23 protein-coding genes and 1 tRNA gene are annotated in these 25,427 nt (G+C 65.5%); 16 read left to right on the top strand and 8 right to left on the bottom strand.

All coding sequences use genetic code 11. From position 1 onward, the window contains the following. Positions 1-6: 6 nt before the first annotated feature. Both ACZ50Z_RS20245 and ACZ50Z_RS20240 read right to left on the bottom strand, forming a co-directional pair. Positions 7-1,173: a serine hydrolase domain-containing protein gene (locus ACZ50Z_RS20245; protein WP_464485138.1), complete on the bottom strand. Its 1,167-nt coding sequence runs from the start codon at positions 1,171-1,173 to the stop codon at positions 7-9. Continuing rightward, complete coding sequence (locus ACZ50Z_RS20240; RefSeq protein WP_464485137.1) at positions 1,170-2,645, bottom strand: biotin carboxylase; 1,476 nt, start codon at positions 2,643-2,645, stop codon at positions 1,170-1,172. The genes ACZ50Z_RS20245 and ACZ50Z_RS20240 overlap by 4 nt, the downstream gene beginning before the upstream one ends. A gap of 511 nt (positions 2,646-3,156) precedes the next feature. On the opposite strand from ACZ50Z_RS20240, the gene ACZ50Z_RS20235 reads away from it, so the two are divergent. Then, complete coding sequence (locus tag ACZ50Z_RS20235; protein ID WP_464485136.1) at positions 3,157-4,215, top strand: restriction endonuclease; 1,059 nt, start codon at positions 3,157-3,159, stop codon at positions 4,213-4,215. Between the two features lie 93 nt (positions 4,216-4,308). Here the strand turns inward: ACZ50Z_RS20235 and ACZ50Z_RS20230 are convergent, their stop codons facing one another. Both ACZ50Z_RS20230 and ACZ50Z_RS20225 read right to left on the bottom strand, forming a co-directional pair. Further along, complete coding sequence (locus ACZ50Z_RS20230; protein ID WP_464485135.1) at positions 4,309-4,557, bottom strand: hypothetical protein; 249 nt, start codon at positions 4,555-4,557, stop codon at positions 4,309-4,311. Positions 4,558-4,566: 9 nt separating this feature from the next. Next, complete coding sequence (locus ACZ50Z_RS20225) at positions 4,567-5,643, bottom strand: hypothetical protein (RefSeq protein ID WP_464485134.1); 1,077 nt, start codon at positions 5,641-5,643, stop codon at positions 4,567-4,569. A gap of 364 nt (positions 5,644-6,007) precedes the next feature. Here ACZ50Z_RS20225 and ACZ50Z_RS20220 point away from each other — a divergent pair, with 364 nt between their 5' ends. The 8 genes from ACZ50Z_RS20220 to ACZ50Z_RS20185 all read left to right on the top strand — a co-directional run bounded on the left by ACZ50Z_RS20220 (position 6,008) and on the right by ACZ50Z_RS20185 (position 13,589). Next, positions 6,008-6,178, top strand: a complete 171-nt coding sequence (locus tag ACZ50Z_RS20220) for a hypothetical protein (protein ID WP_464485133.1) — start codon at positions 6,008-6,010, stop codon at positions 6,176-6,178. Further along, entirely contained in the window at positions 6,175-6,762 is a 588-nt protein-coding gene (locus tag ACZ50Z_RS20215; RefSeq protein ID WP_464485132.1) for a hypothetical protein, read from the top strand. Before ACZ50Z_RS20220 ends, ACZ50Z_RS20215 begins: the two co-directional genes overlap by 4 nt. Before the next feature lie 316 nt (positions 6,763-7,078). Next, on the top strand, positions 7,079-7,348 hold the full coding sequence (locus ACZ50Z_RS20210; protein WP_464485131.1) for a hypothetical protein: 270 nt from the start codon (positions 7,079-7,081) through the stop codon (positions 7,346-7,348). A 296-nt stretch (positions 7,349-7,644) separates the two neighbouring features. Continuing rightward, positions 7,645-7,887, top strand: a complete 243-nt coding sequence (locus ACZ50Z_RS20205; protein ID WP_464485130.1) for a hypothetical protein — start codon at positions 7,645-7,647, stop codon at positions 7,885-7,887. Between the two features lie 121 nt (positions 7,888-8,008). Then, positions 8,009-10,309 carry an AAA family ATPase gene (locus ACZ50Z_RS20200; RefSeq protein ID WP_464485129.1) on the top strand — a complete coding sequence of 767 codons (2,301 nt, stop codon included), beginning with the start codon at positions 8,009-8,011 and terminating at the stop codon, positions 10,307-10,309. 359 nt (positions 10,310-10,668) lie between these two features. Further along, positions 10,669-11,292 (top strand): hypothetical protein, encoded by a 624-nt coding sequence (locus ACZ50Z_RS20195; RefSeq protein WP_464485128.1) that lies wholly within the window; start codon positions 10,669-10,671, stop codon positions 11,290-11,292. A gap of 96 nt (positions 11,293-11,388) precedes the next feature. Then, positions 11,389-12,051, top strand: coding sequence for a recombinase family protein (locus tag ACZ50Z_RS20190; RefSeq protein WP_464485127.1), 663 nt, complete (start codon positions 11,389-11,391; stop codon positions 12,049-12,051). Between the two features lie 104 nt (positions 12,052-12,155). Next, positions 12,156-13,589, top strand: coding sequence for a tyrosine-type recombinase/integrase (locus ACZ50Z_RS20185; RefSeq protein ID WP_464485126.1), 1,434 nt, complete (start codon positions 12,156-12,158; stop codon positions 13,587-13,589). Between the two features lie 10 nt (positions 13,590-13,599). Here the strand turns inward: ACZ50Z_RS20185 and ACZ50Z_RS20180 are convergent, their stop codons facing one another. Beyond that, positions 13,600-14,133, bottom strand: a complete 534-nt coding sequence (locus tag ACZ50Z_RS20180; RefSeq protein ID WP_464485125.1) for a CGNR zinc finger domain-containing protein — start codon at positions 14,131-14,133, stop codon at positions 13,600-13,602. Positions 14,134-14,173: 40 nt separating this feature from the next. Between ACZ50Z_RS20180 and ACZ50Z_RS20175 the strand changes: the two genes are divergently transcribed. Beyond that, a complete protein-coding gene (locus tag ACZ50Z_RS20175; protein WP_464485124.1) occupies positions 14,174-15,178 on the top strand; it encodes a hypothetical protein in 1,005 nt (334 codons plus the stop codon). Here ACZ50Z_RS20175 and ACZ50Z_RS20170 read toward each other — a convergent pair. Then, entirely contained in the window at positions 15,175-16,419 is a 1,245-nt protein-coding gene (locus tag ACZ50Z_RS20170) for a TRM11 family methyltransferase (protein ID WP_464485123.1), read from the bottom strand. The genes ACZ50Z_RS20175 and ACZ50Z_RS20170 overlap by 4 nt on opposite strands. A 223-nt stretch (positions 16,420-16,642) precedes the next feature. Beyond that, positions 16,643-16,716: transfer RNA gene (locus tag ACZ50Z_RS20165), tRNA-Gly, on the bottom strand. Between the two features lie 173 nt (positions 16,717-16,889). Between ACZ50Z_RS20165 and ACZ50Z_RS20160 the strand changes: the two genes are divergently transcribed. The 6 genes from ACZ50Z_RS20160 (at position 16,890) to ACZ50Z_RS20135 (ending at position 24,631) form a co-directional block, all read left to right on the top strand. Then, complete coding sequence (locus ACZ50Z_RS20160; protein WP_464485122.1) at positions 16,890-17,525, top strand: hypothetical protein; 636 nt, start codon at positions 16,890-16,892, stop codon at positions 17,523-17,525. A 29-nt stretch (positions 17,526-17,554) separates the two neighbouring features. Next, the gene (gene dcd, locus ACZ50Z_RS20155; protein ID WP_464485121.1) at positions 17,555-18,127 is read left to right on the top strand and encodes a dCTP deaminase; all 573 of its coding nucleotides are present in this window, start codon (positions 17,555-17,557) and stop codon (positions 18,125-18,127) included. 106 nt (positions 18,128-18,233) lie between these two features. After that, complete coding sequence (locus tag ACZ50Z_RS20150; protein ID WP_464485120.1) at positions 18,234-20,366, top strand: DUF7159 family protein; 2,133 nt, start codon at positions 18,234-18,236, stop codon at positions 20,364-20,366. A gap of 146 nt (positions 20,367-20,512) precedes the next feature. After that, positions 20,513-21,610, top strand: a complete 1,098-nt coding sequence (locus tag ACZ50Z_RS20145; RefSeq protein ID WP_464485119.1) for a DUF7159 family protein — start codon at positions 20,513-20,515, stop codon at positions 21,608-21,610. Between the two features lie 164 nt (positions 21,611-21,774). After that, positions 21,775-23,208 (top strand): DUF7159 family protein, encoded by a 1,434-nt coding sequence (locus ACZ50Z_RS20140; RefSeq protein ID WP_464485118.1) that lies wholly within the window; start codon positions 21,775-21,777, stop codon positions 23,206-23,208. 97 nt (positions 23,209-23,305) lie between these two features. Then, a complete protein-coding gene (locus ACZ50Z_RS20135) occupies positions 23,306-24,631 on the top strand; it encodes a UDP-glucose dehydrogenase family protein (RefSeq protein WP_464485117.1) in 1,326 nt (441 codons plus the stop codon). A gap of 54 nt (positions 24,632-24,685) precedes the next feature. Here the strand turns inward: ACZ50Z_RS20135 and ACZ50Z_RS20130 are convergent, their stop codons facing one another. Continuing rightward, on the bottom strand, positions 24,686-25,342 hold the full coding sequence (locus ACZ50Z_RS20130) for a class I SAM-dependent methyltransferase (protein WP_464485116.1): 657 nt from the start codon (positions 25,340-25,342) through the stop codon (positions 24,686-24,688). Positions 25,343-25,427: the final 85 nt, after the last annotated feature.

Raw genomic sequence — 25,427 nt, 5'->3', positions numbered from 1 at the left:
GGGCGTTTAGTTCAGTTCGTGCGCCACCGCATCGAATGCGCGCAGCGTGTCTAACAGCATCTGCGGATCCCCGGCGTCCGGCTGGCTGGACAACTTGGCGGCGACCAGCTCCGCTGCGCGGTTGACGTAGATCATCTGACCGCACATGCCCTGGCACAGCGCGATGTTGTTGCCCGGGTAGGGAAACCACACTTGGTTGCGGTACATGCCGCCGGGCATTTGGGTGTCGTCGGGGCTGGCGGCGAACGCCTGGCGCGAGTCGGGACCGCCGTTAAGCGTGTCGGCGATCCATGCGGCCGGCACCACTTGTTCGTCGGTCAAGGAGGCGCCGTCGCGCAGGAACAGCGACCCGAATCGGACCGTGTCAGTGAGGCAGGCGTTGATGCCGCCGTCGAAGAACCCGGTGCCGGCCGTGTCCACGCCAATGGTGGCGTCGCATTGGGCGCCGATCCGGCTCCACAGCACTTCCGACATCAGCTCGGGCATTCGCTGGCCGCCGGCGACCTCGCAGATCCAGCCGAGCACATCGGTCTCGCACGAGCGATATTCGAAAGGGCCGCCGTGAGGAGACTTCTGGCGCAAGGTCAGCAGAAAGTCGCGCAGCGTCGCGGGGACGTCCGGATGGCTCCGGGGCGCCCACCCGACCGCCTGGTCCAGGACGTGTATCTCTGCGGTCGGGTGAAGGTAATTGTCCGAGAACGCGATCCCCGACCTCATGTCGAGCAGCTGGCGCACCGTCGCACCGGCGTAGCCGCAGTTCGCCAGGGCGGGAACGTATTTCGTCACCGGCGCGCCGAGCTCGATCGCACCGGCGCCGTGCAGCGCACCGACCACGGCGGCCACCACCGACTTGCTCACCGAGAACAGCAGGTGACGCGTCCGAGCCCCCATGCCGTCGAGGTATTCCTCGGCCGCCATCGAACCGCGGTGGCTGACGGCCCATCCGTCGGTGGCGGTGCGGGCCATCACCGCGCCCACGGTGGTGGCCACGCCGTCAGTGCCGGTCACCCCGATGTCGGCGATCGCCGCACTCGCTGCGGGCAATGCCGCCGTCGGCCCGGTCCCGCGCGAGATCACCGCGGTCGGCACGAAGTCTTCGACGTGCTGGAAGGACCAGTGCGCGTACGGCGGTGACAGCCAGTTGTCCAGCGAGATACCGGGCGGGCGGCTCACGCCCGTGCGACGAGCCGAGAGACGATCGGCGCGGCCGGTGTCAGGGGCGTCGAGACGAACTTCGCCTTCATGCCCTTGACCCAGCGCTGGCAGCGCTCGCTGAGCTTGTAGTCGTCCGTCTGCAGGTGTGAGCGGGTGACGAGCACGCCGAGTTGGGCTCCCTCGGAACGTAAGTCGCCGGGCGCCGCGACCCGCATGTAAAAGGCCTCGGAGCCATCGAGCAGCGTGGCCCAGTCGTTGGCGGTCCGCGCGAACGAGACCCGACCGTCGTCGTCGATGCGCCAAACCCCGGTGCGTGGCGTCGCCGTGAACAGCTCGACGTCCGGCGACGTCTCCGTGATGATCACCTGGCCCCAGACCTCGTCCTCGCCATAGCCGCGCTCCCAGCGTGCGTTGATGTCATCGATGTCGAGCTCGTACTCCACGTCCATGTACTCGAGCAGATGAAAGAGGAACAGCGGCATGTCGGCGTAGGCCTCGGTGGTCAGGTTCGTCATCGGGCTGGCGCCGGATAGGCGCGGGTTCACTTCGCCGAGGTAGAGCTCGTTGGAGTCCAGGTCATGCAGGAGGTCCACCTCGAAGTAGCCGAGGTAACCCTCGCGGCGCATGACGTCGCCCAGCTTTGCCACCATTTCCCGCGCGGCGTGGGTCTGGGCGGGGGGCAGCACCTCGCGCCAGATGTCGTTGCCACACCAGCTGCCCCGGCTCGGGGTCAGCTCCGAGTAGCCGACGAGACTCGTCATCGCGGGGCCGATCACCGTGCCGTGGCGGGTCACGGCGCCCTCGAGGCACACCTCGACATTGCGGATGCGCTTCATGACTTTGACTTCCTGCCCGGCCAGGTCCGCGGCGTGCTCGTCCCAGCCGCGCTGACCGTGCAAAAAGAACGTCCCGCTACCGGCGTTGCCATATGCGGCCGAGATGACGAGGTCATCTCCTAATCCGGCATTCTGCGCGAGCGTCAGCAGTTCGTCGTAGGAGCCGGCCCGCCCGATCGCGTGCGGCACGCTCGGTACGCCCGCCTCGTCGGCGAGGCGCGTCATGACGATCTTGGAGCCCAGGCGCTTGCGCAGCTCCACCGGGGGATGCATGACCTCGAGACCCGCCTGGCGCGCGAGGGCCTGCGTCTCTTCGTCGAGCATCACGAAGCAGGCCTTGCCGCCGGGCCCTCTGCTCGCGATGAACTCGAGTGTCTCGGGATCACGCAGGAGGTGATTGCACACGTCTCCCATGGAGTCGAAATCAATGCGGTCGCGCCGACGGGGCACGAACACGCGCGAATGTATGCCCTCGAACGAGTCAAAGTACGTCAGGTAAAAGAAGTTTCGTATCCAGCGATCGACGCCCAGCAGGTTGAACGGGGTCGGCGAGATGAAATACAGCGGCATGGTGTTGGTGTGAAAGAACGCCCGTACGTCGGAGATGCCGTTGAGCACCCGGCCCGGGCACGGCCCGCCGGCGGACGCGGTCACGCCGACCGCGCAAGCAGGGGCGCTATGGGGATGAGCTCACATTCCTGCATCCCACAAGTCTGCACCCGCCCATGACCGTGTGGAAGTGTAAGCGTTTCGCTGGACGAATCCGGCTGCGCCGCTGGGCTTCCCGCTCGGCCTGCTGCACCAGCTAGCGCGCTGGTTCGGGCGACCTGCGGCATTGCGAGCGAGCACGCGCCGAGGCGTGTCTCAGTTCATCGTGGAAGCCGATGACCGGAATCGAACCCGCGTATTCAGCTTGGGAAGTATTTTCGACGCCCGAACAGGTGAGCGATCGGTGCTGGTAGGCGTGCTGTCCGGCACCAACGTTTGCACTGCTCATCGGCACTTTCGGTACGAATAGCGGACGCCTCCGGTACGGCGTCGGTACGCCCTCAGTTCGGCTGCGTCTACGGGACCGTTACGGGACCGTCGTCCGCTGGACAGACACCCGCGCGCCAGATTCGGGCACCGCGTGCCTTCCGGGATCGACAAACGCAAGAATGAAGAGATGACGCAGGCGTGGGTAATTCGGTCCGGTCGACACGGCGAGCGCGATGCATGGGCGCTGCAATCGGGCTGCTCGGGAGGGGGCTGGGCGGAAATTCCAGACCTGACAAAGAGTTCGACGCCTGACGCAATAGCTCAGCTGGTCGCCGAGACTTATCCGGGTCAGAAGGACGGCTATATGAAAACTCAAACGCACCAGCTTTGGGCTCTGCGCGGGCGAATCGAGGCAGGGAGTCTCATCGCCATGCCGATGAAGACCACGAAGCAGATTGCGCTAGGCCGCGTGACTGGCCCGTACGAATATCGGTCTCACGAGCAAGATGAAGCTAAACGGCACGTTGTGCCAGTCGAGTGGAAACGGGTCGACCTGCCGCGTTCGGCGGTAAAGCAAGATTTGTTGTTCACTCTCGGTAGCGCACTAACAATCTTCAGCCCCAGCAAAAACAACGCCGTGGCTCGCTTAGAGCACCTCATGGAGCACGGGATCGATCCCGGGCAAATCGCCAACGTGGCACCTCAGAAGCACTCAAAATCCGGGGCTTCAGTCGACTCCACGGACGACGTAGACGAGCCAGAGCTATCGCCTGACATTGAAGAGGTAGCGAAGGATCAGATCACCAGCAGGATTGCCGAAGACTTCGCCGGACACGGCCTCGCAACACTCGTGACTGCGTTACTAAGCGCCGAAGGAATGCGCTGTACCCAATCGCCTCCGGGTCCGGATGGCGGCATCGACATCATCGCCGGTCGCGGACTCTTGGGTTTGGATGATCCGATTCTTGTGCAGGTGAAGTCTGGCGCTCAGGTCGGTTCGCCTGTCGTGTCTCAGTTGCACGGGGTGATGTCAACGTACGGTGCGAAGCAAGGATTGCTCGTGGCCTGGGGCGGCGTGTCCAAGCAAGCGCAAGATGCGCTCAAGACCAACCAGCTGCGAGTGCGGGTTTGGCAGGCCGCCGATGTTGTCGACGCAGTGTTGGCGAACTACGACCGCCTCGATGATGAGATCCGCAGCCAACTGCCACTCAAGCGGGTGTGGATGCTGGCCGACGTAGGTTCGTGACAGCGACAGGTCGGCTATGCCTGGTAGGGCAGCCGGCCACGGGGCGTCGAAAGGCAGTAACTCCGCCCCGTGACCGGGCCGATCTTGGGAGCCTCAGCCGACGCGCTCGCCGGGATAGCCTCGCGGCGGGTCGCCCGGACGCCAACGAGCCTCTCGCGCCTGCACACTGAGATCGTCGCTGCGGGTGAGTTCGACCGGTGGGCACTTCGCCCGATACACACCGCCCTCGCGAATCGGCGCGGTCTCCTTGCCGGGCGCGACCGGCCCTGGCCCGAAACCGAACTCAGACTTGTCGCGGTAGTCCTTCTCAGGGTCGCGCGAGAGGCTGTTGCGCTCGAACATGTCCGGCCCCTACGTCTGGATGGTCGGCGCGGTGTACGAGCCGTTCGTCGTCACCTGCATGACGACGGCTGCGCCTCGGTGCCGAACTCCAACACCGAACCCGCGCGCATAGAAGCTGTCCGTAAGGGGATACGGGCCACGACCCGGAATATGGCGCAACCCCTGATAAGCCGGATTGATGTGCTCGCGGAAACCGATCGGGTTGCGGTCGGAGTCGAGCCCACCCGTCGCGGCCACGATCACGTACCCGAAAGGCACGTAGTGTGACTCGATGAGCCAGGCGTCGCCGTAGCTGCCGAGCACCTGCAGCCCCTCGAACTCGCTCGGTGCGACCGCGCCGACGAGGTGCTCTGTGGTGAAGTACGCCGGGGCGGCCTGCGACGGCACGAAGTCGAACTTGGGCACCTTGCCGGCGGCGTACTCGACGCCCGCCCGCCAGAACGTCATGTCCTCAATCTCGTTCGGGTGGGCGAGGATGATCAACTGCCCGCCTTGGTTGCCGAACCGACCGTAGCCGTGTTCGGTGATGTGGCGGAGCATGTCCTCGATGTCTTGCGAGTCGATGTGCGTTGATCCGGACGTCAGGTAGTGAGTGTGGTTGCCGTCGAACGACTTACCAAGGTGCGCGGGTGGGACCATCGAGTCGCCTGACCACAACCCGTAGCAGGTGTGCTGCCACTCGTTGAATCGGGGTGCGGGGTCGAGCAAGCGGCGCAGGATCGTACCTGACACCAAACGGTTATCCGCCTCGAAGATGCGCGTGATCTGCGCTTCGACCTGTTCGGCGGTGGCGCTGCGGAGGAACTTCCACGAAGCCGACAGACGCTTGTCATAGTCCTGGAACGAATATCCAAGACGGAGATAGTCGGCGGGCTCGCGCAAAGCGGTCGGAATGCCCATCTCCGTTGCAATCTCGAAGGATTCACCCTCGACGCTCTGGGGGATGACGTCAGCAACCGCCGTTGTCGGATACGAAAGCAGCCGCACGATCGTGGACCGGTGCTCGTTGTAGACACCCAGCGCCGCCTGGATCTCGTTCCAGATGTCGTTGAGGTTGACGCCGTCGCTCGTTTCGTTGACGAGCACGTCGCCCGCGACGCTGACGCCCTTGCGGCGACCCTCACCGCCCCAGATATGCAGCCGTTCCAGAGTATTTGACATCTCGTATTCCGTTCGTCGGGTAGCCGTTTCGACCGAGCGTAGCGCCGAGACGCGCGGAGCCGGTCGAATAACGTTTCAGCGCAGCGCTATTGGTACGAACTGCGGTCGTCTTAAGTCGGCTTAGGTACGGAATCGAACGTAAGCTACGGAGCGAGAAGAGGCGAAAACTGTGGCGAGAATTGAAATCCCTGTACGTGTACCAGACCCGCCAGCGCACTTGGACGTGTCCCCGGTCCCGGACAAGACAGTGGCTGATGCCGTCGCTTGGTACGCGGCTATCGGCGTCCCGGTGACCGAGCGATGGATCAAGACGGTAACCGACCGGCGAGAGTTGGCCTGCCGGATCGTCGCGGGACGGCGCATGTACTCGACCGAGGAACTGTGGCGCTTCATCGTCACGCGGCCTACCCGAACAGCCGGGGCGGCGCGTTACAACCAGAAAGGCAATAGAACAGCATGAGCATCAACGATTCTGATCTGCGGGCGAAGTACGGTATGGATCAACCGCCGCAGCCCGATCACCCGATTGTGAGCGCGATACAGGTAGTTGAGAGCACGCGAGCGCTGGTAACGCGCGAGGCCGATGACACGGCATGGCTGTTCGACCCGTCGTGGAGCCCGGACATGTGGATGCTCGCCCAGCGGACCATGCGGGACATGAGAGAACGGTTCGGCGACCGCATCGAGGCTGCGGCTAATACCGATACGTTCCTCTACTACCCGTGCATCCCGAACCTCTACGTGTACGACGACGCCATGGAGCGCTTCTCGTACATGATCACGACTCGGGTGCCGATGCCTCACGCGGTGGGGGAGCGCGGCTGCGATGTGCAGCTGGCGCCCGAGGGGTGCAGCGGGCGTGCCGTCTATCTGCCGCATGAGCACGGGCCGTTCATTGTCGTGTTCGGTATCTGTCGCGCCTGCGACGCTTGGGCACGGGAGACCGCCGAGGTGCGGTTTCGATCGAACGTCATCGGTGCGCAGGTACACCTTCCACCGAGCGCGCGTATCGACCCCGGCTCGCCGGTCCCGCCGACGCCGTAGACGGCGGCGCGCGGGCCGCTCATCGCGACGAGGACGTGATGCGGGGTGTCGGGCGGGGGATCGGATGGGTACGGCGCGGCATCGGCCTACGGCGCTGGACGCGGTGGGGTTCCTTGGCTACCATCGTCGTCACCAGCGGTGGCCGACAGCCGTTCGGTTCAAGATCAGCTCAAGTCTTCATCACCGAGCGCAAGCGTCGAAGGTTAGCCCCGGACAAGGTCCTTGGTCTCCTGACCGAAAGGGGCGGCCATCGGTGTTTGCGCTTTTCTGCTCTCCGAGGGTCTGCAACTTTCAATCGCCTATATGAGGAGAGACCGTGAGCGATCAAGAAGCCGAGATGGTGGATGAACAAGAAGAGTCGATTACCGACCACGCTGTGAGGCTGGCGGCCCATGGCGTGAAGCTGGCAGCGTTCTGGAATAGCGTCGGTCCGATGAAAGCCGAGGGACTTGTCGATGTCCTGGCAGCCGCCTATGAACTCGGCAATCCGAAGCAGTTCGCTAGTGTCTTGTGCGAAGTCGCCGCGCCAGATGACGCCTACGCACTGGACATTGTGAAGGCGTTTGTGCAGCGCGTTGCAACGTAAGCTGTTGGACCACATATTATTTCGCTCGTCGTAACTTCGGCGCGAGCGCGGCGGTTCCGCTACTATCGAAGTACGACCGGCGACGAGCCGGGATAACCGAATATCGGTCTTTCGTGGAGGCATCGGCCTGATCAGAGCCGGGGACCTGAAGCCACTGATCGAGGGTGCAGCAAGCTGACGCAGGGTGCCCTCGGAGAGACAAACCCAATCTGTTCGAACTACGTGCAGAACGAGTTTGCTTCTTCGAGGGCACCTTTTGGTTTCTTCGGAGAACACGACGCCGAAGGAACTGAGAGATGGACGATGACGAGAAGCCCACTCTGAACGAACAGGAACTGTACGAGTACCTGCATTTTGACGAGGGCCTGCCGGTAACGCGGCGCGCGATCAAGTACGCGGTGCTTCGCCGCGAGATTCAGCCAACCCGCCTCGGTGGCGGAAACTTCTACAGCAAGCGCGACGGCCTCGAATGGGTCAAGTCGCGTAAGCAGACTGGCGTCTACCGTGCGCCAGAAAGCCGTGCGGCGGTGGGTGAGTGAGGGCCGGAACGCCTGTTGCCCGGTCAACCGACTAGGCCAACCGGGCAACAGAGCAACCACCCGAGGAAAGGGACGTGCATGCCGAGGAACATGAACGACCCGCGACCCGTAGGACGCGACGATGAGTCTACCGAACGAGAACGAGCCGCGAAAGCGGCTACGCCGCAACGATAGTCGAGCCACTGAACCGCCAGACGTACGTGGCCTGGCCGCCGACGAGTTCGATACGGCTGCAGATACATTGATAGGCAACGGCTTGCACCCAGTTGCCATAGGGAAGGCCAACGCGAGCAAGCCGGACAAACCGGCGGGCAAAGCGCCCTGGCACTCAGGCGTAACCGGATACAACGGCCGAGACCCACATCGCGATCAAGTGATGCGCTGGGCGGCGAACGTCGCCGGTCGGATTGAACGTGGCGAACGCGGCGTGCTTAACCTCGGCATGCGGATGCCGGTTGGCGGGATCGGACTCGACGTCGATGCGTATGACGGGAAGTGCGGCGTTGAGACCATCGCTGAGCACCAAGCCCGTCTTGGGGCGCTGCCGCCGACTTACCGGATCACCGCCCGACCGTATCCGCAAGGCAGCGGCATTCGGCTCTACCGCGTACCCGACGACTGGCACGGCACGACCCTCCTCAAGGCCGATGACGGTCGCGACGGCAACGTTGAACTGATCCAGCGGCACCACCGGCTCGCGGCGGTACCACCAAGTCACCACCACACGGGCCAGCGATACCGCATCTACGACGAGACCACCGGCCAGGAATTGGTGGGTGGTTCCGTGCCGCCGCTGGAGGATTGGCCGAAACTCCCCGACACGTGGCTTGACGGATTGCGGCGAGCGCCGGCCAAGGCGGCTGGCGGTGAGGCGACGGACGAGCAGGTGGAGAGGTTCGCTGCCGAGTACACCCGTAGCGAGCAGCCGTGGCACCTCGCGGAGTACATCGTGCCCTCGGTGCGGAACGCGGACGGAACTACCCGCAACGCCGCGTTCAAAGCCCTGCAAGAGGCTGCCCGTGATGCGTTGGTCGGCTGGTGCTCCTGGGCCGAGGCCACGAAGCAGATCGAGAAGGCGGCGCGGCACAGTTACGCCGAGCGCGGCGACACATTCGACCCGGCTGACTTTGCACGGTCGGTCAGCGCTGCCGTGCACGCGGCAAAAGCGGAGAGCTTGCCCGAGCTTGAGGAACGGTATGCGAGACGGCTTGCCGATGAGGAGGCCAAGAGGCGCGCCGTGGCCGGCATTGAGGACTGGTTTGCGGGCGTCCAGATCATTGCGACCGACCCCGCACCAACTGGTCGCTTCCGACTGGTGTCGGCGAGGGAACTGGGCCAACCGATCAAGCCGATGCGGTGGCTTGTGCGCGGCATCTGGCCCGAACGATCGGCCGGGGTACTCGGCGGTGACAAGAAATCGTTGAAGACGTGGAACCTTCAAGCTATAGCGCTTGCGGTCGCGACCGGTTCGGCGCTGTTCGATGAGTGCCCAGTCGGGTCACCGGGGAGTGTCCTCTATCTGTGCGGCGAGGGCGGGCAGGACACGTTCGCGAATCGCCACCAGGTCATCGCGGCGCGCTACGGGATAACTCCAGACCTGCTGTTGGAAGTACCGCTTGGGGCTGAGTTCGGCGTCGGCATGCTCACCGACCGCGAGTTCACCGAGGCGGTGAAGCGACACCTTGACGAGTTGCAGCCCAAGTTGGTGATTCTCGATCCGCTCTACGCCTACCACCCGAACGACGTGGAAGTCAGCAATATCTACGCGCGGGGACCGATGCTCGCAAACCTACGGACGCTGATCGGCGGCGAGGCGGCGCTGATAGTCGGGGATCACTTCAACAAGACCGCTGGGAAGAGTCTCGACCTCGACAACATCGCCCAGGCGGGTATGGCGCAGTGGGCGGACTCATGGATTCTTCAGAAGCACCGCAGCGCGTCACCTGATCTGGAGAACGGCAAATTTCTTCTTGAGGTCGAGACCGGCAGCCGCCGGGGCGGTGGGAAGCATCTTGAAGTCGACTGGACGCTCAATCGGGACGCCAGCGACCCGGACGCGATTGTGTGGACGGGCGTCGAGTGGGAGGCGCGACCGATCAACGTGACAACGGCTGCCGGCCAAACGGACAAAACGGTGGAGCAGATTCTGCAGATTGTGAAAGACAACAACTTTGAGATGACCGAAAGCCAGGTCGTCGGCGAGGTCAAGGGCAATCGCCAGAAGGCGTTCGACACGCTGAACGGCCTGAAGGTCAACGGGTTACTCGTCATTGAGAGGCTGCATCGGACGGAGGGAGGGAGGAAGCGAGAGCGCGATTTGGTCGGACTCGGGACGCGAGCGCGCGGCTCATCGGTTCCGGGCCTCGGAACCGATGAGGAGACCGGTTCTAGGGGACCGGAACCGGTCGGAACCGATGAGTAGGGCAGTCGGATGAAAGCCCTGCTAGCGAGCGGTTTCTCACCAGTTCCGGACGCCGGAACCGGTGAGACTACCGAGGCGGGCGGGCGGGAACCGGTTCCGCTACCGGTTCCCCGCCTAGGGGGAACCGATGAGTCGGAACCGATGAGAGCTGCTCGACGGTCGTCGCGCCGCCCGCCCTGGGGCAGTGCGTGGAGACCAACGACTGACCGCAGGAGGTGGCGACCTATGGAGGATGGAAAATCGCCGATTAGGCAGCCTCACACCCCCGGAACTGCCTCGAAAACCATCGGATCGGCAAAACCGTTGCGCAGCAACGACTCTGAAAGAACATGTAAAACAACAAGATTGGAGGCCAAGACGTGCCTAGCGAAGACGTGTACTCGGACGATTGGTGGCTCGATCGCAACGATCAAAACCGTTGCGTAGCAATACGAAAGAACGGTGAGCGCTGCCTCAAGCCTGCCAACCGCGGCATGACGGTCTGTCGAACGCACGGTGGCGCGGCCCCGCAGGTCCAGCGTAAGGCCAAGGAGCGCTTGGAGCTTGCGGCCGACCGGATGGCGCGCGAACTGCTCGGCATGGCGACCGGTGCGGAGTCAGAAGCGGTGAAGCTCAACGCCATTCGCGACGCACTCGACCGCGCGGGTCTCGGTGCCAAAACTGAAGTCTCCGTGGAGCTTAAGCCGTATGAGCAGCTACTCGGCGACATCAGCGGTGTTGCCAGCATATCCCGCGCCGAGCACAGAGCACTACAAGGCCGTCCCATCATCGACGCCCCCGCCCTGGCCGACCCGCTCGATGTCGAGGTAGTCGAGCCCGCCGACGAGACCGGCCCCGCCCGCCCCGCCGAGCGGCCCGCAGGCGATATGCGCGAACCCGGCGAGGGGAACGACGACGGCGACGATATGCCGCGCGATAGCGGGCTGATGACCTTGGAAGAGGCTGCCGAGACCGTACAGCGGGATCATGGCTACATGAGCTAAAAGGCCAGACCAGAGCATTTCAAGAGTTTGCTGCTGGCGTAGAATCGAGGCGTAAGGCGGAACCGAACGGTTACGCCCCAACCCTAGGGGGACGACATGGAATCGAAGCTGTATTTCGGATACTCGCGCGTGAGCACCGACGAGCAAGCGGACAGTCGCAACGGCCTCGAAGCGCAACGGTCGGCCATCGACGCAGAGGCTGCCCGGCGGGGCTGGACGGTGGAACACCTCGCAGACGAAGGCGCAAGCGGTAAGTACATCAACGCCAACCTGCAGGAGGCGCTGCAGCTGCTCGCCTCGGGCCAGGGCGACGGGTTGATTGTGGCGAAGCTGGACCGGCTCGCGCGGTCAATCGTCCATGCCGCCAACATTATTGATGCAGCGCAGGCGCAAGGTTGGTCGCTGGTCGTGCTTGATATCAACCTGGACCTGTCGACGGCTGCGGGTCGCATGATGGCGCGGACGGTCGTCAACTTCGCCGAGTACGAGCGCGAGCTCATCAGCGAGCGCACCAAGGCGGGGCTCGCCGCTAAGAAGGCACGCGGCGAGCGCATCGGTCGGCCACGGCTCGCGACCGCTGGCGTCGTGCGGCGCATCGTGCTCGACCGCAACGCGGGCCTGAGCTTCGGCCGCATCGCCCGCGCCTTGGAAGCCGAGGCCGTCCTGTCGCCCGCTGGCCGGCCAACCTGGCAGCCGTCCACCGTTCGCCGCATCTACCAGAGTGCCACGGCGACAGTGGAATTTGACGCCGCCTCATGAGTGGGGGCGTGCCCGAGAAGGGGTAGGGGTGTGTTGGGAGGGGCTGCCCTCCCCGCGTAGCGTGCACGAATTTTCCATCAGTAGTTAGCAAGGAGCGAGGACCAATGGCCGGGATTCAGAAGCGCGTACGCGCCAGCGGCACAACAACGTACGTCGTACGGTGGTACGCCGCAGACGGTACCGAGCGGAGCAAGGGCGGGTTCCGTACCCGCAAGGACGCCAAGGCGTTCGCGGCCAAGGCCGACGCCGAAACGCTGACGGGCATGGAGTTCGACCCCGGCAAGGGCAAGATGCTGTTCCGGGACGCGGCGGCGATCTGGCTGGAGTCGCGCAGAGCCGACACCCGCAACAACGCCGAGAACCACCGCTACGCGCTCGCCCCGGCCGCAACCCGTCGCGGCGACGGCAAGATGCTCGGCATTGATGCGGTGTTCGGCGGCTACCCGCTGAACAAGATCACCCGCGAGTACATCCAGGCGTGGCTCAACCGGCTCACCGAGGCGGGCAAGAAGCCCTCGACCGTCCGGCACGCGTTCTGGACCGTCCGCATGGTGCTGGAGCAGGCGGTGGTGGATGGCCGGCTGGCGAAGAGCCCCGCCGAGTACATCAAGCTCCCCACCGAGACCGGCACCAACGGCGGTCAGGTGGGCGTAGTAGTGGACCGGGCGCAGTTCCTCACGCCCGCACAGGTTTCGGCGCTCGTTGCGGCGACGCCCTGGCCCTACAACGTCCTGGTGCACGTTGCCGCTTGGGCGGGTCTGCGGGCGGCGGAACTCGGCGGGCTCACCATCGTGAACGTCGATCTGCCGGACCCGCCGTTGAACCCGAACGCCCCGGCAAAGCCGGGCTTGCTGCGGGTCGAGCAGGCCGCGCGGGCGAAGGGGGCGGCCATCGAGTACGGCCCGCTCAAGACCAAGCAGAGCTACCGCCGCGTGCCGCTCACCGCCGAGACGACCGAGTTGCTGCGGGACTACCTCGCGGAGCACCCGCGCTCGGACGAACCGACAGCCCCGCTGTTCCCCGGTACGACGTTGACGCGTCCTCGGCCTACCGGCGTAACCGCGACGGCCCCCGCATCGGGAACAGCGACGACGGACAGCGCAGACGCACCACCGAAGTCCACCGCGAAGGTCCGCGCGCGACGACAGGCGGACGCCTTGGCCGAACTCGCCGTGGCGGAGGCCGAGGGGCGGCTGGTGCTCGACTGGTCGACGCCGCTTCGCCATGCGACGTTCTACAAAGCCGTGTACCGCCCGGCAGTGCTGCGGGCTAACCGCCTCACGCCGACCGCGAAGCTCGACACCGAACAGTCTTTCCACTCGCTCCGCCACACCTACGCGAGCTTGTGCCTCGCGGCGGGTATCCGGCCCATCGACATCGCGGAGCTAATGGGGCACCGCGACGTGAAGACGACGCTTACCGTCTACGCCCATCTGATCAATACCGACGACCACACGGGCAACATGGCCGCACTCGGCGCACTCGCCGCCCCGGCGCAGGACCCCAGCTACAGCAATGTGATTCCGCTACACGGATAGTCGATGAGCGTTAGATAGCGCGGCGCGCGCGATACGCATTGACTGCGGCGCGGTTGCTGCACGCCCTACTGCAGAAGCGCCGAGAGCGATTGCGCGACATATCAAACACGAGACCAATGCACCCCTCATCGGCGCACACGCTGAGTCGGCTCATCTCATCCATTCGAATGACATCGGCCATAGCCATGGCGGTCTCTACGGCGATCCGTGTAGCCAGAGGTCGGTCGCTATCTACAGCATGCAGATGCCAGTCGACGTCTCCGTGTCGAACAAGCTGAGGGAGTGCGCCCTCCTCACGAAGGATCTTGTTCGTGGTGACTACAGCGTCGTCGCGGGTAGATGTGAACAACGACCGAAGTCGGGGACGCAATTGTCGGACAGCTTGCAACTCGGCCTGGTCTGCGTCGAAGCGGCCCGTATAACCGTACTCCGCATAGAAGAGCGCGAGCTGGTGCAAATCCACGAGAGTGTCGGGGTCGATCGCTGAATTAACCAGCGCGACAGCAGCCTGCATGCCTTCGGCTGTGTCGTGCGCGAAGAGCATATTGACATTTTACGTGGTCTCTGACGTAACGTGTCGCCACATGGCGGACGTATCGGACTTGCTGACAGGTGATGACGAGCGGGACGAGCGGATTTCGGAGATCTTCTACCACTTCGAGAAGCTAACGACACTGCAATCCGGACGTACGGTAGGCCGGAAGATCGGCGTAGTACAAGAAACTTTGATCCGGAAGTATCTGGAGCAAGACGGCGAGATTCGGCGCCGAATGTATTTGGAGCAAGCTCTTCTGGGGGCAAGCGGTGCTGCCCACAAGGTCGAGTTTTCCTTTCATCCGCTGGAGACATACACGGGCCTTACGGCGGGAGACGTCATACCGGGCACGGAAGGCGTCACGATACAGAAAGTCTCACCTGAAGTCGAGACTTTGCGCCTGGCAGCGCCAGGATGTCGAGCAGAACTCGCGGGCCCAACAAGGCTGATTAGCCCCAATGGCGAGCTTAGGAAGCATCTGCAGAAGAGTGTGACCGACCTCCGCATCGTTGACGTCGGGCTCGACGGCGTGACCGTCGACGTCGTAGATCGGTCCCGACTGCTCGCTTCGATCGAGAGCAAGCGTGTTGGTGCGCAGCGCTTTTCAGGGTCAAGCAAGCTTGGCTCCGGAATCCAAACGATCGAGAAGGCGAAGCAGGCATCGCTAGTTGCCATTGACTTGGATCTCAGACACAACGGAAGCATCAAACCGCTTCAGCCGCAGGACAAATCGAAGCAACTTATAAGTATCGTCGCTCTGGGCAACGGTGTGCACTGGACGAAAAAGGATAAGGCCGTCCTAGGGACGTATGTTGACTTCACGTGGCTTGTTCGCGACGAAGCAATAATTCGATACGCGGAGCATGTGCGAGAGCTGGCCGGTGATGCAGATTTCCTAGAGTATTTCAGCGCCTACTTCGTCGGGATGACGAAGCAACCTCCGGATGATTTCGAAGTGACACACGACGATTTCGCCATCATTACGCCGGAGGGCGAGCAGCGGACATTCCGCGAAGTTCTCAAGAACCACATCGTGGCAGTGGATCTAGACTAGGTAATCTTTCGGAAGAACAGGATCGCATCCTTCTTGACTGCTTCGCCATGGTAGTCGGCGCGGTGCGAATAGGCGTACTTACCAATGCCGTAATGCGTTGTGCGGTACCAGACTTCGCTTGGCTCCAATCCAAGAGTGCTCAACGAATCGGCCATCTCGCGGTGGACCGGCTCCAATGTCCCCTTGATGGTGGCATCACCCACTACGACAGCAACTGCGGCACCCAGCGATATGCGGTCGACAGCGGTCTTCATGGTCGAGGCAAAGTCGTCATAGTAATTTTTCACGAGATTGCCGTCGGTCGCTGGCCACGCCTTATGCTCCGCTGCGCGGATGTCTCGTTCTGACACCCCGCGCCAGACGATGTTTAGATCCTCGGCCCAGTAGAACTCTAGGCTGAAGACGCTCAAATAGTTGAACGAGTTCAAGTATGGCGGGTGCGCGACAAGAAGACCGATGTCGTCGTCAATGAAGTCGTACGCCGCAGGGGACCTGTTGTCGTCGTTGGTAGTCCGCGACTTGATGCTCGGGGGTCTCATCGTATCGAGTTCGATCAGACCCTGGATCATATCGGCCACCTTGCCCTCGAACGCATCGATGGGAGTTCGAGGCTTTTTGTCCGGATTGATATGCGGGCGAACCTCCCCGTCATAGGCGTTGCTGCATCGCCGAACGATGCCAAGGAACGCGACTACGACGAACTCGGTGTACTCATCGTCGGGAAGCTTGTCGATGGCGGCACGAAGCCGGCCAAGTTCATCTTGTGCTCGCGCAGTGAACCACTTATCCAACTTCGCCGCGGCAGTCTTTGACGGCGTCCACGGTTCTAGCGTGTCACGCGCAGCTTTAGCCACGGTGGCCGCGCGACGCCGAATTAAGTCGACATCGAAGTAGTTGGTCTTGACGTTGCACGCGAGCACCGCCAACGGATTGATGTCTACTCCGTACGAACGGCTACCTGCGATTTGCGCCTCTACTAACGTTGTGCCGGAGCCTGCGTAGCAGTCCAGGACCGCTCCAGTTCCCGGTGGGAAACGCGTGACGATCTCACGGCCGACGATCGAGGGAAACTTGCCGTAGTAGCGGAAGAATTGATGAGAGCCATAACCGAGCTGCGGGATCGACTCCGGAACATCAAGGACGTATCCAGGCACACCCAGATCCGAATCGCCGAGAGGGACGAGCCGCTCTACAGGATCGAAGAGCGTCGGGTTGACGGCGTTGCGTCGTCGAGTGGCCAACCTTCGTCTCCTAGTTCTCATTCGAGGTGCTCGAACGATAGCTCTGTGCATGGGCGATCCGATCAAGGCGCGCGAGGAAATCGTAGCTCTGAACTGAGACATCAGGCCTAGCCTCATGCGGGGCCTGTGGATAACCGCGTCGCTCGGCTTTCTATGCACGGGACCGATACGGGACCGCCCGCTTCGGCGGAGCGGCTACCGGGAGAGAAAGCCCTGGTAGGCGTGGAGCCGATGACGGGAATCGAACCCGCGTATTCAGCTTGGGAAGCTGATGTTCTGCCATTGAACTACATCGGCACAGTCGCCCCAGCAGGCTAGCATCCATCGGCGGGCCGCCCCGCCTGCCCGGGCGGGCTGACCTCCGGCAACGTCTCGATTAAGAGCGCAACCGCGGAATCTAAGACGCCCATCTAACTATTCTCATAACGCTCAGATTTATTATTTCGTTATCGCAACGTAATGTGCTCCGGGTGGGTCGACACGAATTAGCCAGGAAGCGGCGCAGGCCGCCTGCCGCCCTGGCTGCAGTGCTCGCCCCCGCGGCGGTGTTCTTCGCGGTCTCCGGAGACGTGCATCCATTTGTCGCTCGCCAGGCGCCCGAACCCGTTATCAGCGACGTCGCCCCCTGTTGCGTGCAAATCGTGACAGCAGCGTCGAAGCGGCCCGCTCGAGGACTCGATGACGGCGAGCCCACCGCGGCATCGCGCTACCACACGCGCTCGCGCTTCTTGCCCGTCGGCATCGCGCCCGAGCAGGGGCTACAAGTCCGGACGATCCTGGTCGAGCGCAGCATCAGCGCGGAGTTCCCCCAGATCCACGAGATCGGTGGGGTGCGGCCCGATTCGCTGCCCTGGCACCCCCGGGGGTTGGCGCTCGATGTCATGATTCCCAACCCCGGCAGCGCCGAGGGCATCGCGCTGGGAGACTCGATCGTCGCCTACGTGATGCAGAACGCCACCCGGTTCGGGATCCAGGACGCGATTTGGCGGGGCGTCTACTACACGCCCGGCGGGTCGCAGGCCAGCCGGCTCGGCCACTACGACCACGTCCACGTCACCACCCTCGGTGGCGGATATCCGACCGGCGACGAGGTCTATCTCCGCTGAACCCATTCAGCAGCGGATAGGCTCGTCGCGTGCTGCTCTCCGATCGCGACCTCAGGGCCGAAATCAGCGCCGGGCGGTTGGGCATCGATCCCTTCGACGACGCCCTGGTGCAGCCGTCGAGCATCGACGTTCGCCTTGACTGCATGTTCCGGGTGTTCAACAACACCCGCTACACCCACATCGACCCGGCGAAGCAACAGGACGAGCTGACCACCTTGGTCGAACCCGTCGAGGGGGAGCCGTTCGTGCTGCATCCCGGCGAGTTCGTGCTCGGTTCGACGCTGGAGCTCATCACCTTGCCCGAGGACCTCGCGGGCCGGCTGGAGGGCAAGTCGTCACTGGGACGCCTCGGCCTGCTGACGCACTCGACCGCCGGCTTCATCGATCCCGGCTTCAGCGGTCACATCACCCTCGAGCTGTCCAACGTCGCGAACCTGCCGATCACGCTGTGGCCGGGCATGAAGATCGGTCAGCTGTGCATCCTGCGGTTGACCAGCCCGGCCGAACATCCTTACGGCAGTTCGCGAGTGGGGTCGAAGTACCAGGGCCAGCGAGGGCCCACGCCGTCGCGCTCCTACCAGAACTTCATATCGTCTACATAGGTTCTGCGGGGCCCACTCGCCCACGTTCTGCGCGATACTTAGTTAGCCATGGTTTTTACCTCCGCCTGGCCGTGGTTCACCGCAATGCCTTTTGGAGGGGTTTGTTTTGGATATCGTGCTCGGGGTGTCGATGGCGCCGTCGTCGATCCAAATGGTTGTCCTGCAAGGCGAATACGCCGATGGCGCCACGGTAGAAGAGGACGCGATCGACGTCACCGCCGCCGATGACGCAGCCACCACGAGCGCGCCCGACCGAGTGATCTCGGCGATCCTGGGTACCCGCGAGGGCGCCGCCGATGCCGGCCTCGAGCTGTCGTCCATCGGGGTGACGTGGACCGATCAATTCGAGGCCGCCGCCCTTCGCGACGCGCTGACCGCTCACCGGCTCGACAATGTGATGTTGGTCTCGGCGTTTCTCGCCGCGGCGGCGCTGGCGCAAAACGTCGGCGGTGCAATGGGTTACGAACGCACCGCCGTCCTCCTGGTGGAGCCCGACACCGCGACGCTGGCCGTGGTGGAGTCCTCCGACGGTTCTATCCCGGATGTCTATAAGCAGCAGATCCGCGCGGAGTCCTACGGCGCCGCGGCCGAGCAACTCAGCGCGATGGTCACCGGGCTGGAGAAGCTCGAGTCACCACCGGGTGGGCTGTTCGTGGTCGGTTCGGGCGTCGATGTCGCCCCGCTGAAGCAGGTATTGCAGTCGACGACGTTGCTCGACGTGAGTGTGGCTGAGGAACCCGAGACGGCGCTGGCCCGCGGGGCCGCGCTGGCGTCGGCGAACGCCCCGCTGTTTGCCTCCTCGACCGCCGCGCTGGCCTATGCGCAAGACCCCGGCACCGGCGCGGTCGACCAATACTCCCTGCCCGAATACCTCTATGTTCCTTTCGCCCCGGAGTCCGGCGACGACGAGCTCGCCTACAGCGCGGTGGGCGACGAGGACGCCGATTCGCCGACCGTCGTCATCGAAAAGCTCTTCCTTCCTGAAGAGAGTCAGCCGCAGCGGCGGCCGGCGCTGCTGATCGGTAGCGGGCTGGCCGTGGCCGGCATCAGCGCGGTGTTGGCGCTCGAGATCGCCCTGGCGATCGGCATCCGAACGACGGGCACCGTCGCGTTGCAGCCCACCCCGAACCAGCATCTGATCGTTCCGACCGAGCAGGCCCCGGCCCCGCCGGTGCAGGCGTCGGCGCCCGAGCCGAAAAAGATCAGCCCGCCGGCCCCGGTGGCGGCGCCCAAGCCGTTGAACCCGCCCGCCGCCGCGCCGCTGCCCGAGGTTCCACCGCCGGCGGCCCCTCCCGTTGCCGCGGCCCCGCCGGTGATCCCGCTTCCCGTTGTCGTTCCCCCGGTGCCGGTCCCGGTGCCGATCCGCATACCGATTCCCAACCCGGTGGTCAGGCCTCCGGAGTTCGTCGCCCCGCCGCGTGTGTCGGTCCCTCAACCGGCGCTGCCCCAACCGCCGGTGCACCTTCCCCAGCCGCCGACGCCCCCGAAGGCGGGCGGCACGGTTCCGCAGTCGCCGCCGCACCAAAAGCCTGCCGGTGAAGGCATTCCGCCCAAGCCGAGCGCTCCAGGTAACTCCGGTGGCGGGCACGTTCCGACGCCGGGTTCGGGTGGCTCGGGTAACTCCGGTGGCGGCCACGTCCCGACGCCGGGTTCGGGTGGCACGGGTGGTGGGCACGTGCCGACGCCTGGTTCTGGTGGCTCGGGTGGTGGGCACGTGCCGACGCCTGGTTCGGGCGGATCCGGTGGTGGGCATGTGCCCACGCCGGGTTCGGGTGGCGGCCACGTCCCGACGCCGGGCTCGGGTGGTGGGCATGTGCCCACGCCGGGTTCGGGTGGCGGCCACGTCCCGACGCCGGGCTCGGGTGGTGGGCATGTGCCCACGCCGGGTTCGGGTGGCGGCCACGTCCCCACGCCCGGTTCGGGTGGCGGCGGCCACGCACCGAAGCCCGGTGGGGGCGGCACCGGTGGATTTGGTGGCGGGCACGCTCCCGCTCCCGGCGGCGGCCTGGGCGGATTCGGCGGCGGGCATAGCGGCGGCGGCTTGGGCGGTGGCCACGCTCCGGCACCTAGCGGCGGCGGCGGCTTTGGCGGCGGTCACAGCGGTGGCGGCTTGGGCGGCTTCGGCGGTGGCCACGGAGGCGGTCACGGAGGCGGCGGCCTCGGCGGCTTCGGCGGTGGTCACGGGGGTGGCGGCGGCTTTGGCGGCGGTCACGGCGGCGGTGGCGGCGGCCACAAATAGTCTCGGCTCGGCGAACCTCGCCGCAGGAAGCGGTCACGCCCACCGACGACGCAGCACGCTAGGGTGGCGTCGCGAACCCCATGTGGCGCCGGCGCAGCTGTTCTGGCGCAGCACAGCAACCAAGCGTCGGGCGATTTGGAGGAGCGGTGGAGGTCGTACTCGGTGTGTCGCTGGCACCTGAGACAGTCCGCATGGTCCTCGTCGAAGGCGCGGCCGCCGGCGGGGTGACCGTCGATCAGGACGGCTTCGACGTCATAGGCGACCCCACGCCCGCCGCCGCCGCGGATCACGTCGTGGCGGCCATCCTCGGCACCAGGGATAGTGCCGCCCAAGGCGGATACCAGCTCAAATCGAGCGGGGTGAGCTGGACCGACCCGGTCAAGGCGGCCGCCCTGCGAGATGTCTTGGCGGCCCGCAGGATTGAGAACGTGATGCTGGTCTCGGCGGTGATGGCCGCGGCGGCACTGGCACAGGCGATGGGAAGCGCGACCAATTGGGCCCGCACCGCGTTGCTGCTCGTCGAACCCACCAGCGCGACCCTGGCGGTCGTCGACACCGCCGACGGGACGGTCACCGACGTGCATCGGCACCCGCTGCCCGGCCGCGACGACGTGGCGCTGGCGAAGCTCACCGCGATGGTCTCGGGCGCCGAAACGATGCGCGCGCGGCCGGACGGAGTGTTCCTGGTCGGCTCGGACGTGGACATCCCGTCGATCAAGCCGACTCTGGAGGCCGCGACGTCGCTCTCGGTGACCACACCCGAGGAACCCGAGATGGCCCTGGCCCGGGGCGCCTCGCTGGCCGCGGCGAACGCGCGGTTGGGCGCACCGCGGACGACCACGATGCCCTCCGCGCGGATCTCCTCGACCGCGGCGGCAGGGTTCGCCCACGATGAGGCGCGCGATACGCGCGGCCGGCACAGCCGAAGGCCGGCGGCCACGGTCGTCGCCGTGATGGCCATTTTCGTCACCGGCTTCGTGGCGTTGACGCTGGCGCTGGTCTTCGGCAGCGGCCCGGACGCGGACCAAGCGCCCGACGCCACCACGAACGTTGTGGCCCCGCAGGCCCCGCCGCCACCGAACAACGCTCCGCCGGGTCCGCCCCCGCCGTCGGCCTCAGCGCCGGCGACGCCCGAGGCGCCTCCGTCACCCGAAGCGCCCGCGCCCTCGCCGCCCTCCGGCGACCACCAACACTGGGACGACTGGCTGCATCGCCATTTGGGGCCCGATTTTCCAGTCCCGTAGACCGACCGCGGACAGGTCCCGGCTCACCCCCCGACCTCAGATCACGCGTAAAATTGGGGCACTAGGGGAATAACGGTGGGGACTCAGCGATGTCGCACGCCATCATTTCGTGCGACGGCGACGCCCTCACCGCGAATGACTAGCAACCGACTATTGGAGGAGCTTTGGACACCGTACTTGGTGTGTCGATGGCGCCGACCGCAGTCCGGATGGTGCTGGTCGAGGGGGAAAACGGCGACGGTGCCACCGTCGACGAAGACAATTTCGACGTGTCGACGGCTGCTGACGCAGCAACTGTCACCGCCTCGGACCAGGTAGTCTCCGCCATCTTGGGGACCCGTCAGGGCGCAGCGGAAGGTGGCTACCAACTGGCGTCGACCGGGGTCACGTTCACCGACCCCGTCGAGGCCGCCGCGCTGCGCGACAAGCTCGCCGCCCACAAGGTCGAAAATGTGATGCTGGTCTCGGCCTTCCTGGCCGCGGCCGCGCTGGCCCAGGCGGTCGGCCACCGGACCAACTACGCGCAGACCGCGCTGCTCTACATCGAGCCCGACACGGCCACGCTGGCGATCGTCGACAGCGCTGACGGCTCCATCGCCGACGTCCGCCGCCAAGTCCTCCCCGAAGACGACGAGGCGGCCGTGGCCGAGCTGACCCGCATGGTCTCCGGCGCGGAGAACATGGAAAACCGCCCCGACGCCGTGTTCGTCGTCGGCTCCGGCATCGACGTCCCGCTGATCAAGCCCGCGCTGGAGGCGGCGACCACCCTGCCGTTGACGGCGGCCGAGGAGCCGGACACGGCACTGGCCCGCGGCGCGGCCCTGGCCTCGGCCCATGCGCCGCTGTTCGCGTCGTCCACCGCCGCGCTGGCCTACGCGCAGGACCCCGGCACCGGTGCGATCAACCCGCTCGCCGTCGCGCCCGGCTACTTCGATGCGCCCGGTGACGCCGGGGTGGACGCCCTGGCGTACAGCGCCGTGCCCGACGACCCCGACGACTTCTTCACCGGCTCGCAGACCGCGGCCACCGAGCTCGTCGGCGCGGACTATCGCGGGCGCAACTTCAAGCTGGTGGGAAGCGCCGTGGCGGCAATTTTCGTCGTCGGCGTGGTGGCGCTGGTCGTCTCCCTGGCCATCGCCATCCGGCCGACGGCGAACGTGCGGCCCAGCCCGAATGAGAACGTCGTGGTCGCGCCCACCCGGCCCGCTCCGGCGCCCGCGGCCCCGGCTCCTGCCCAGGCGCCCGCGGCTCCCGCGCCCGCCCCGGAGGCCCCGGCCCCCGCACCAGAGGCGCCCGCGCCGGCCCCGGCCGCCCCGGCACCTGCCCCGGTGGCCCCGGCGCCGATCCCGGTTCCGGCGGCCCCGCCACCCGCGCCGCCTCCAATGGCGCCCGTTCCGGTGCCGATCCCGCTGCCGATCCCGGGCCTTGGCCCGCCTGGTGGCGGGTGGGGTCCCGGTCACGGTGGAGGTCATGGGGACGACGACGGTGGCTTCCCCGGCGGACCGCGCGGCGGTTTCGGTGGCGGTCGCGGTGGCGGTCATGGTCACGGCGGCTTCGGCGGTCCCCACATCGGCATCCCGGGCATCCCCGGGCTGTAGCACGCCCGCGGCGTCGGCGGCCACCCGTCATCTGTCGTTTGCCTCCCGCTTAACCCGGGGATGCAGTTAGCTCATCGAGGTCGCTTACACCAGTGGTATGCGATGCACCGTGTTCGGCACGGGATACCTCGGTGCCACCCATGCGGTGGGGATGGCGGCGCTGGGACACGACGTCCTCGGGATCGACATCGACCCGGGCAAAGTGGCCAAGCTCGCCGGGGGTGACATTCCGTTTTACGAGCCAGGCTTGCGAAAGTTGTTGAGCGAGAACCTGGCTGCGGGCCGCCTGCGCTTCACCACCGACTACGACGCGGCCGCCGAGTTCGCCGACCTGCACTTCCTGGGCGTGGGCACACCGCAGAAAAAGGGCGAATACGGCGCCGACCTGCGCCACGTCTATGCGGTGATCGACGAGCTGGTGCCCCGGTTGACGAGTTCGGCGGTGCTGGTGGGCAAATCGACGGTCCCGGTGGGCACCGCGGCCGAGTTGAACCAACGCGCAGCCGCGCTGGCGCCGCGCGGTGTGGACGTCGAAATCGCGTGGAACCCGGAGTTCCTGCGTGAAGGCTATGCCGTGCAGGATACCCTGCGTCCGGACCGGATTGTGCTTGGGATCCATCAGGATTCGGCGCGCGCCGAGTCCGCCGTTCGTGAGCTGTACGGACCGCTGCTGGACGCGGGAGTGCCGTTCCTGGTGACGGATCTGCAAACGGCGGAACTGGTCAAGGTCTCCGCCAATGCCTTTCTGGCAACCAAGATTTCGTTCATCAACGCCATTTCCGAGGTGTGCGAGGCCGCTGGCGCCGACGTCAGCCTGCTGGCCGACGCGCTCGGATACGATCCCCGGATCGGGCGCCAATTCCTCAACGCCGGTTTGGGTTTCGGCGGTGGATGCCTGCCCAAGGACATCCGGGCGTTCATGGCGCGCGCAGGCGAATTGGGAGCCGACCAGGCGCTGACCTTCCTGCGCGAGGTGGACAGCATCAACATGCGGCGCCGCACCCGCATGGTCGAACTGGCCAGCGCGGCGTGCGGCGGCTCGCTGTTGGGTGCCAACGTCGCGGTGCTCGGTGCGGCGTTCAAACCCGAATCCGACGACGTGCGTGACTCACCCGCGCTCAACGTGGCGGGGCAACTGCAGCTCAACGGCGCCGCGGTCAACGTCTATGACCCCAAGGCGCTGGACAACGCGCAGCGCCTGTTCCCGACCCTGAACTACGCGGTCTCGGTCGAAGAGGCCTGCGAGCGCGCGGATGCGGTGCTGGTGCTCACCGAGTGGCGACAATTCGTCGAGCTCGATCCCGACGACCTGGCCGATGGGGTGCGGGCCCGCGTCATCGTCGACGGCCGCAACTGCCTAGACGTGGCCCGCTGGCAGCGGGCTGGCTGGCGGGTCTATCGCCTCGGCGCGCCCCGACCCTAACGTAGGGTCCAGCACAATCAGCCAAATACGCTGCGGCTCAAGAGATCTGATCCGCTAGTGGATGACCGTGGCGCGCAGCATGGCTCGGGGGTATTCGCCGCCGTCTTCGGATAGGTCGATCTGGACCTCCTCGAACCCGACCGAGCGCAGCGCGTCGGCGACGGGCACAGGGTCGGAGAGTTCACGGAAGGGCAAGGTGGCCACGACATCGTCGGCGTAGTGGTGGCCTGCCACGTGCGGGTTCAGCGAGACGTCGGCGACCAGCATTGCGCCCGGGGCCAATACCCGGCGCCATTCCGCGAAGGCCTTGTCCGGCTCGAGCAAGGTCCAGATGAAGTGCCGCGCCGTCACCGCGTCGAAGCTGGCATCGGCGAACGGCAGCTTCTCGGTCACCCCCTCCACGAACGTCACATCCGCCGCGGACGCGGCGGCCTTGGCGCGCGCCCGCGCCAACATCGCTTCCGAGGCGTCCACTCCGGTCACCCGGTGGCCGAGCTCGCCCAGCAACAACGCAACAAAGCCTGTGCCCGTGGCGATATCGAGCACCCGCGAACGAGGGGGGAGCGAGCTCAGAGCCGCCGTCCACAGTCGGCGTTCCGGCTCCGAAGAGATACCGTGCGCGGGCCGCTGGTCGTATTCCGAACCCTCGCGCTCCCAAAAGGCGCGGATCGCTGCGCGCGCGCCCGGAAGGCCCGCGCTGTCAGCGGGCATGAGCACGGCACGCGGCCCATCGTCTGATCATCGACGACAAGTCTGCAGTGGGCGCGATCGTCACCGCAAGGCGGGCGGGAGCAAC

This window comes from Mycobacterium sp. NTMscope_MAC_269, from assembly GCF_976985695.1.
This window is presented reverse-complemented; position numbering and strand designations above follow the sequence as displayed.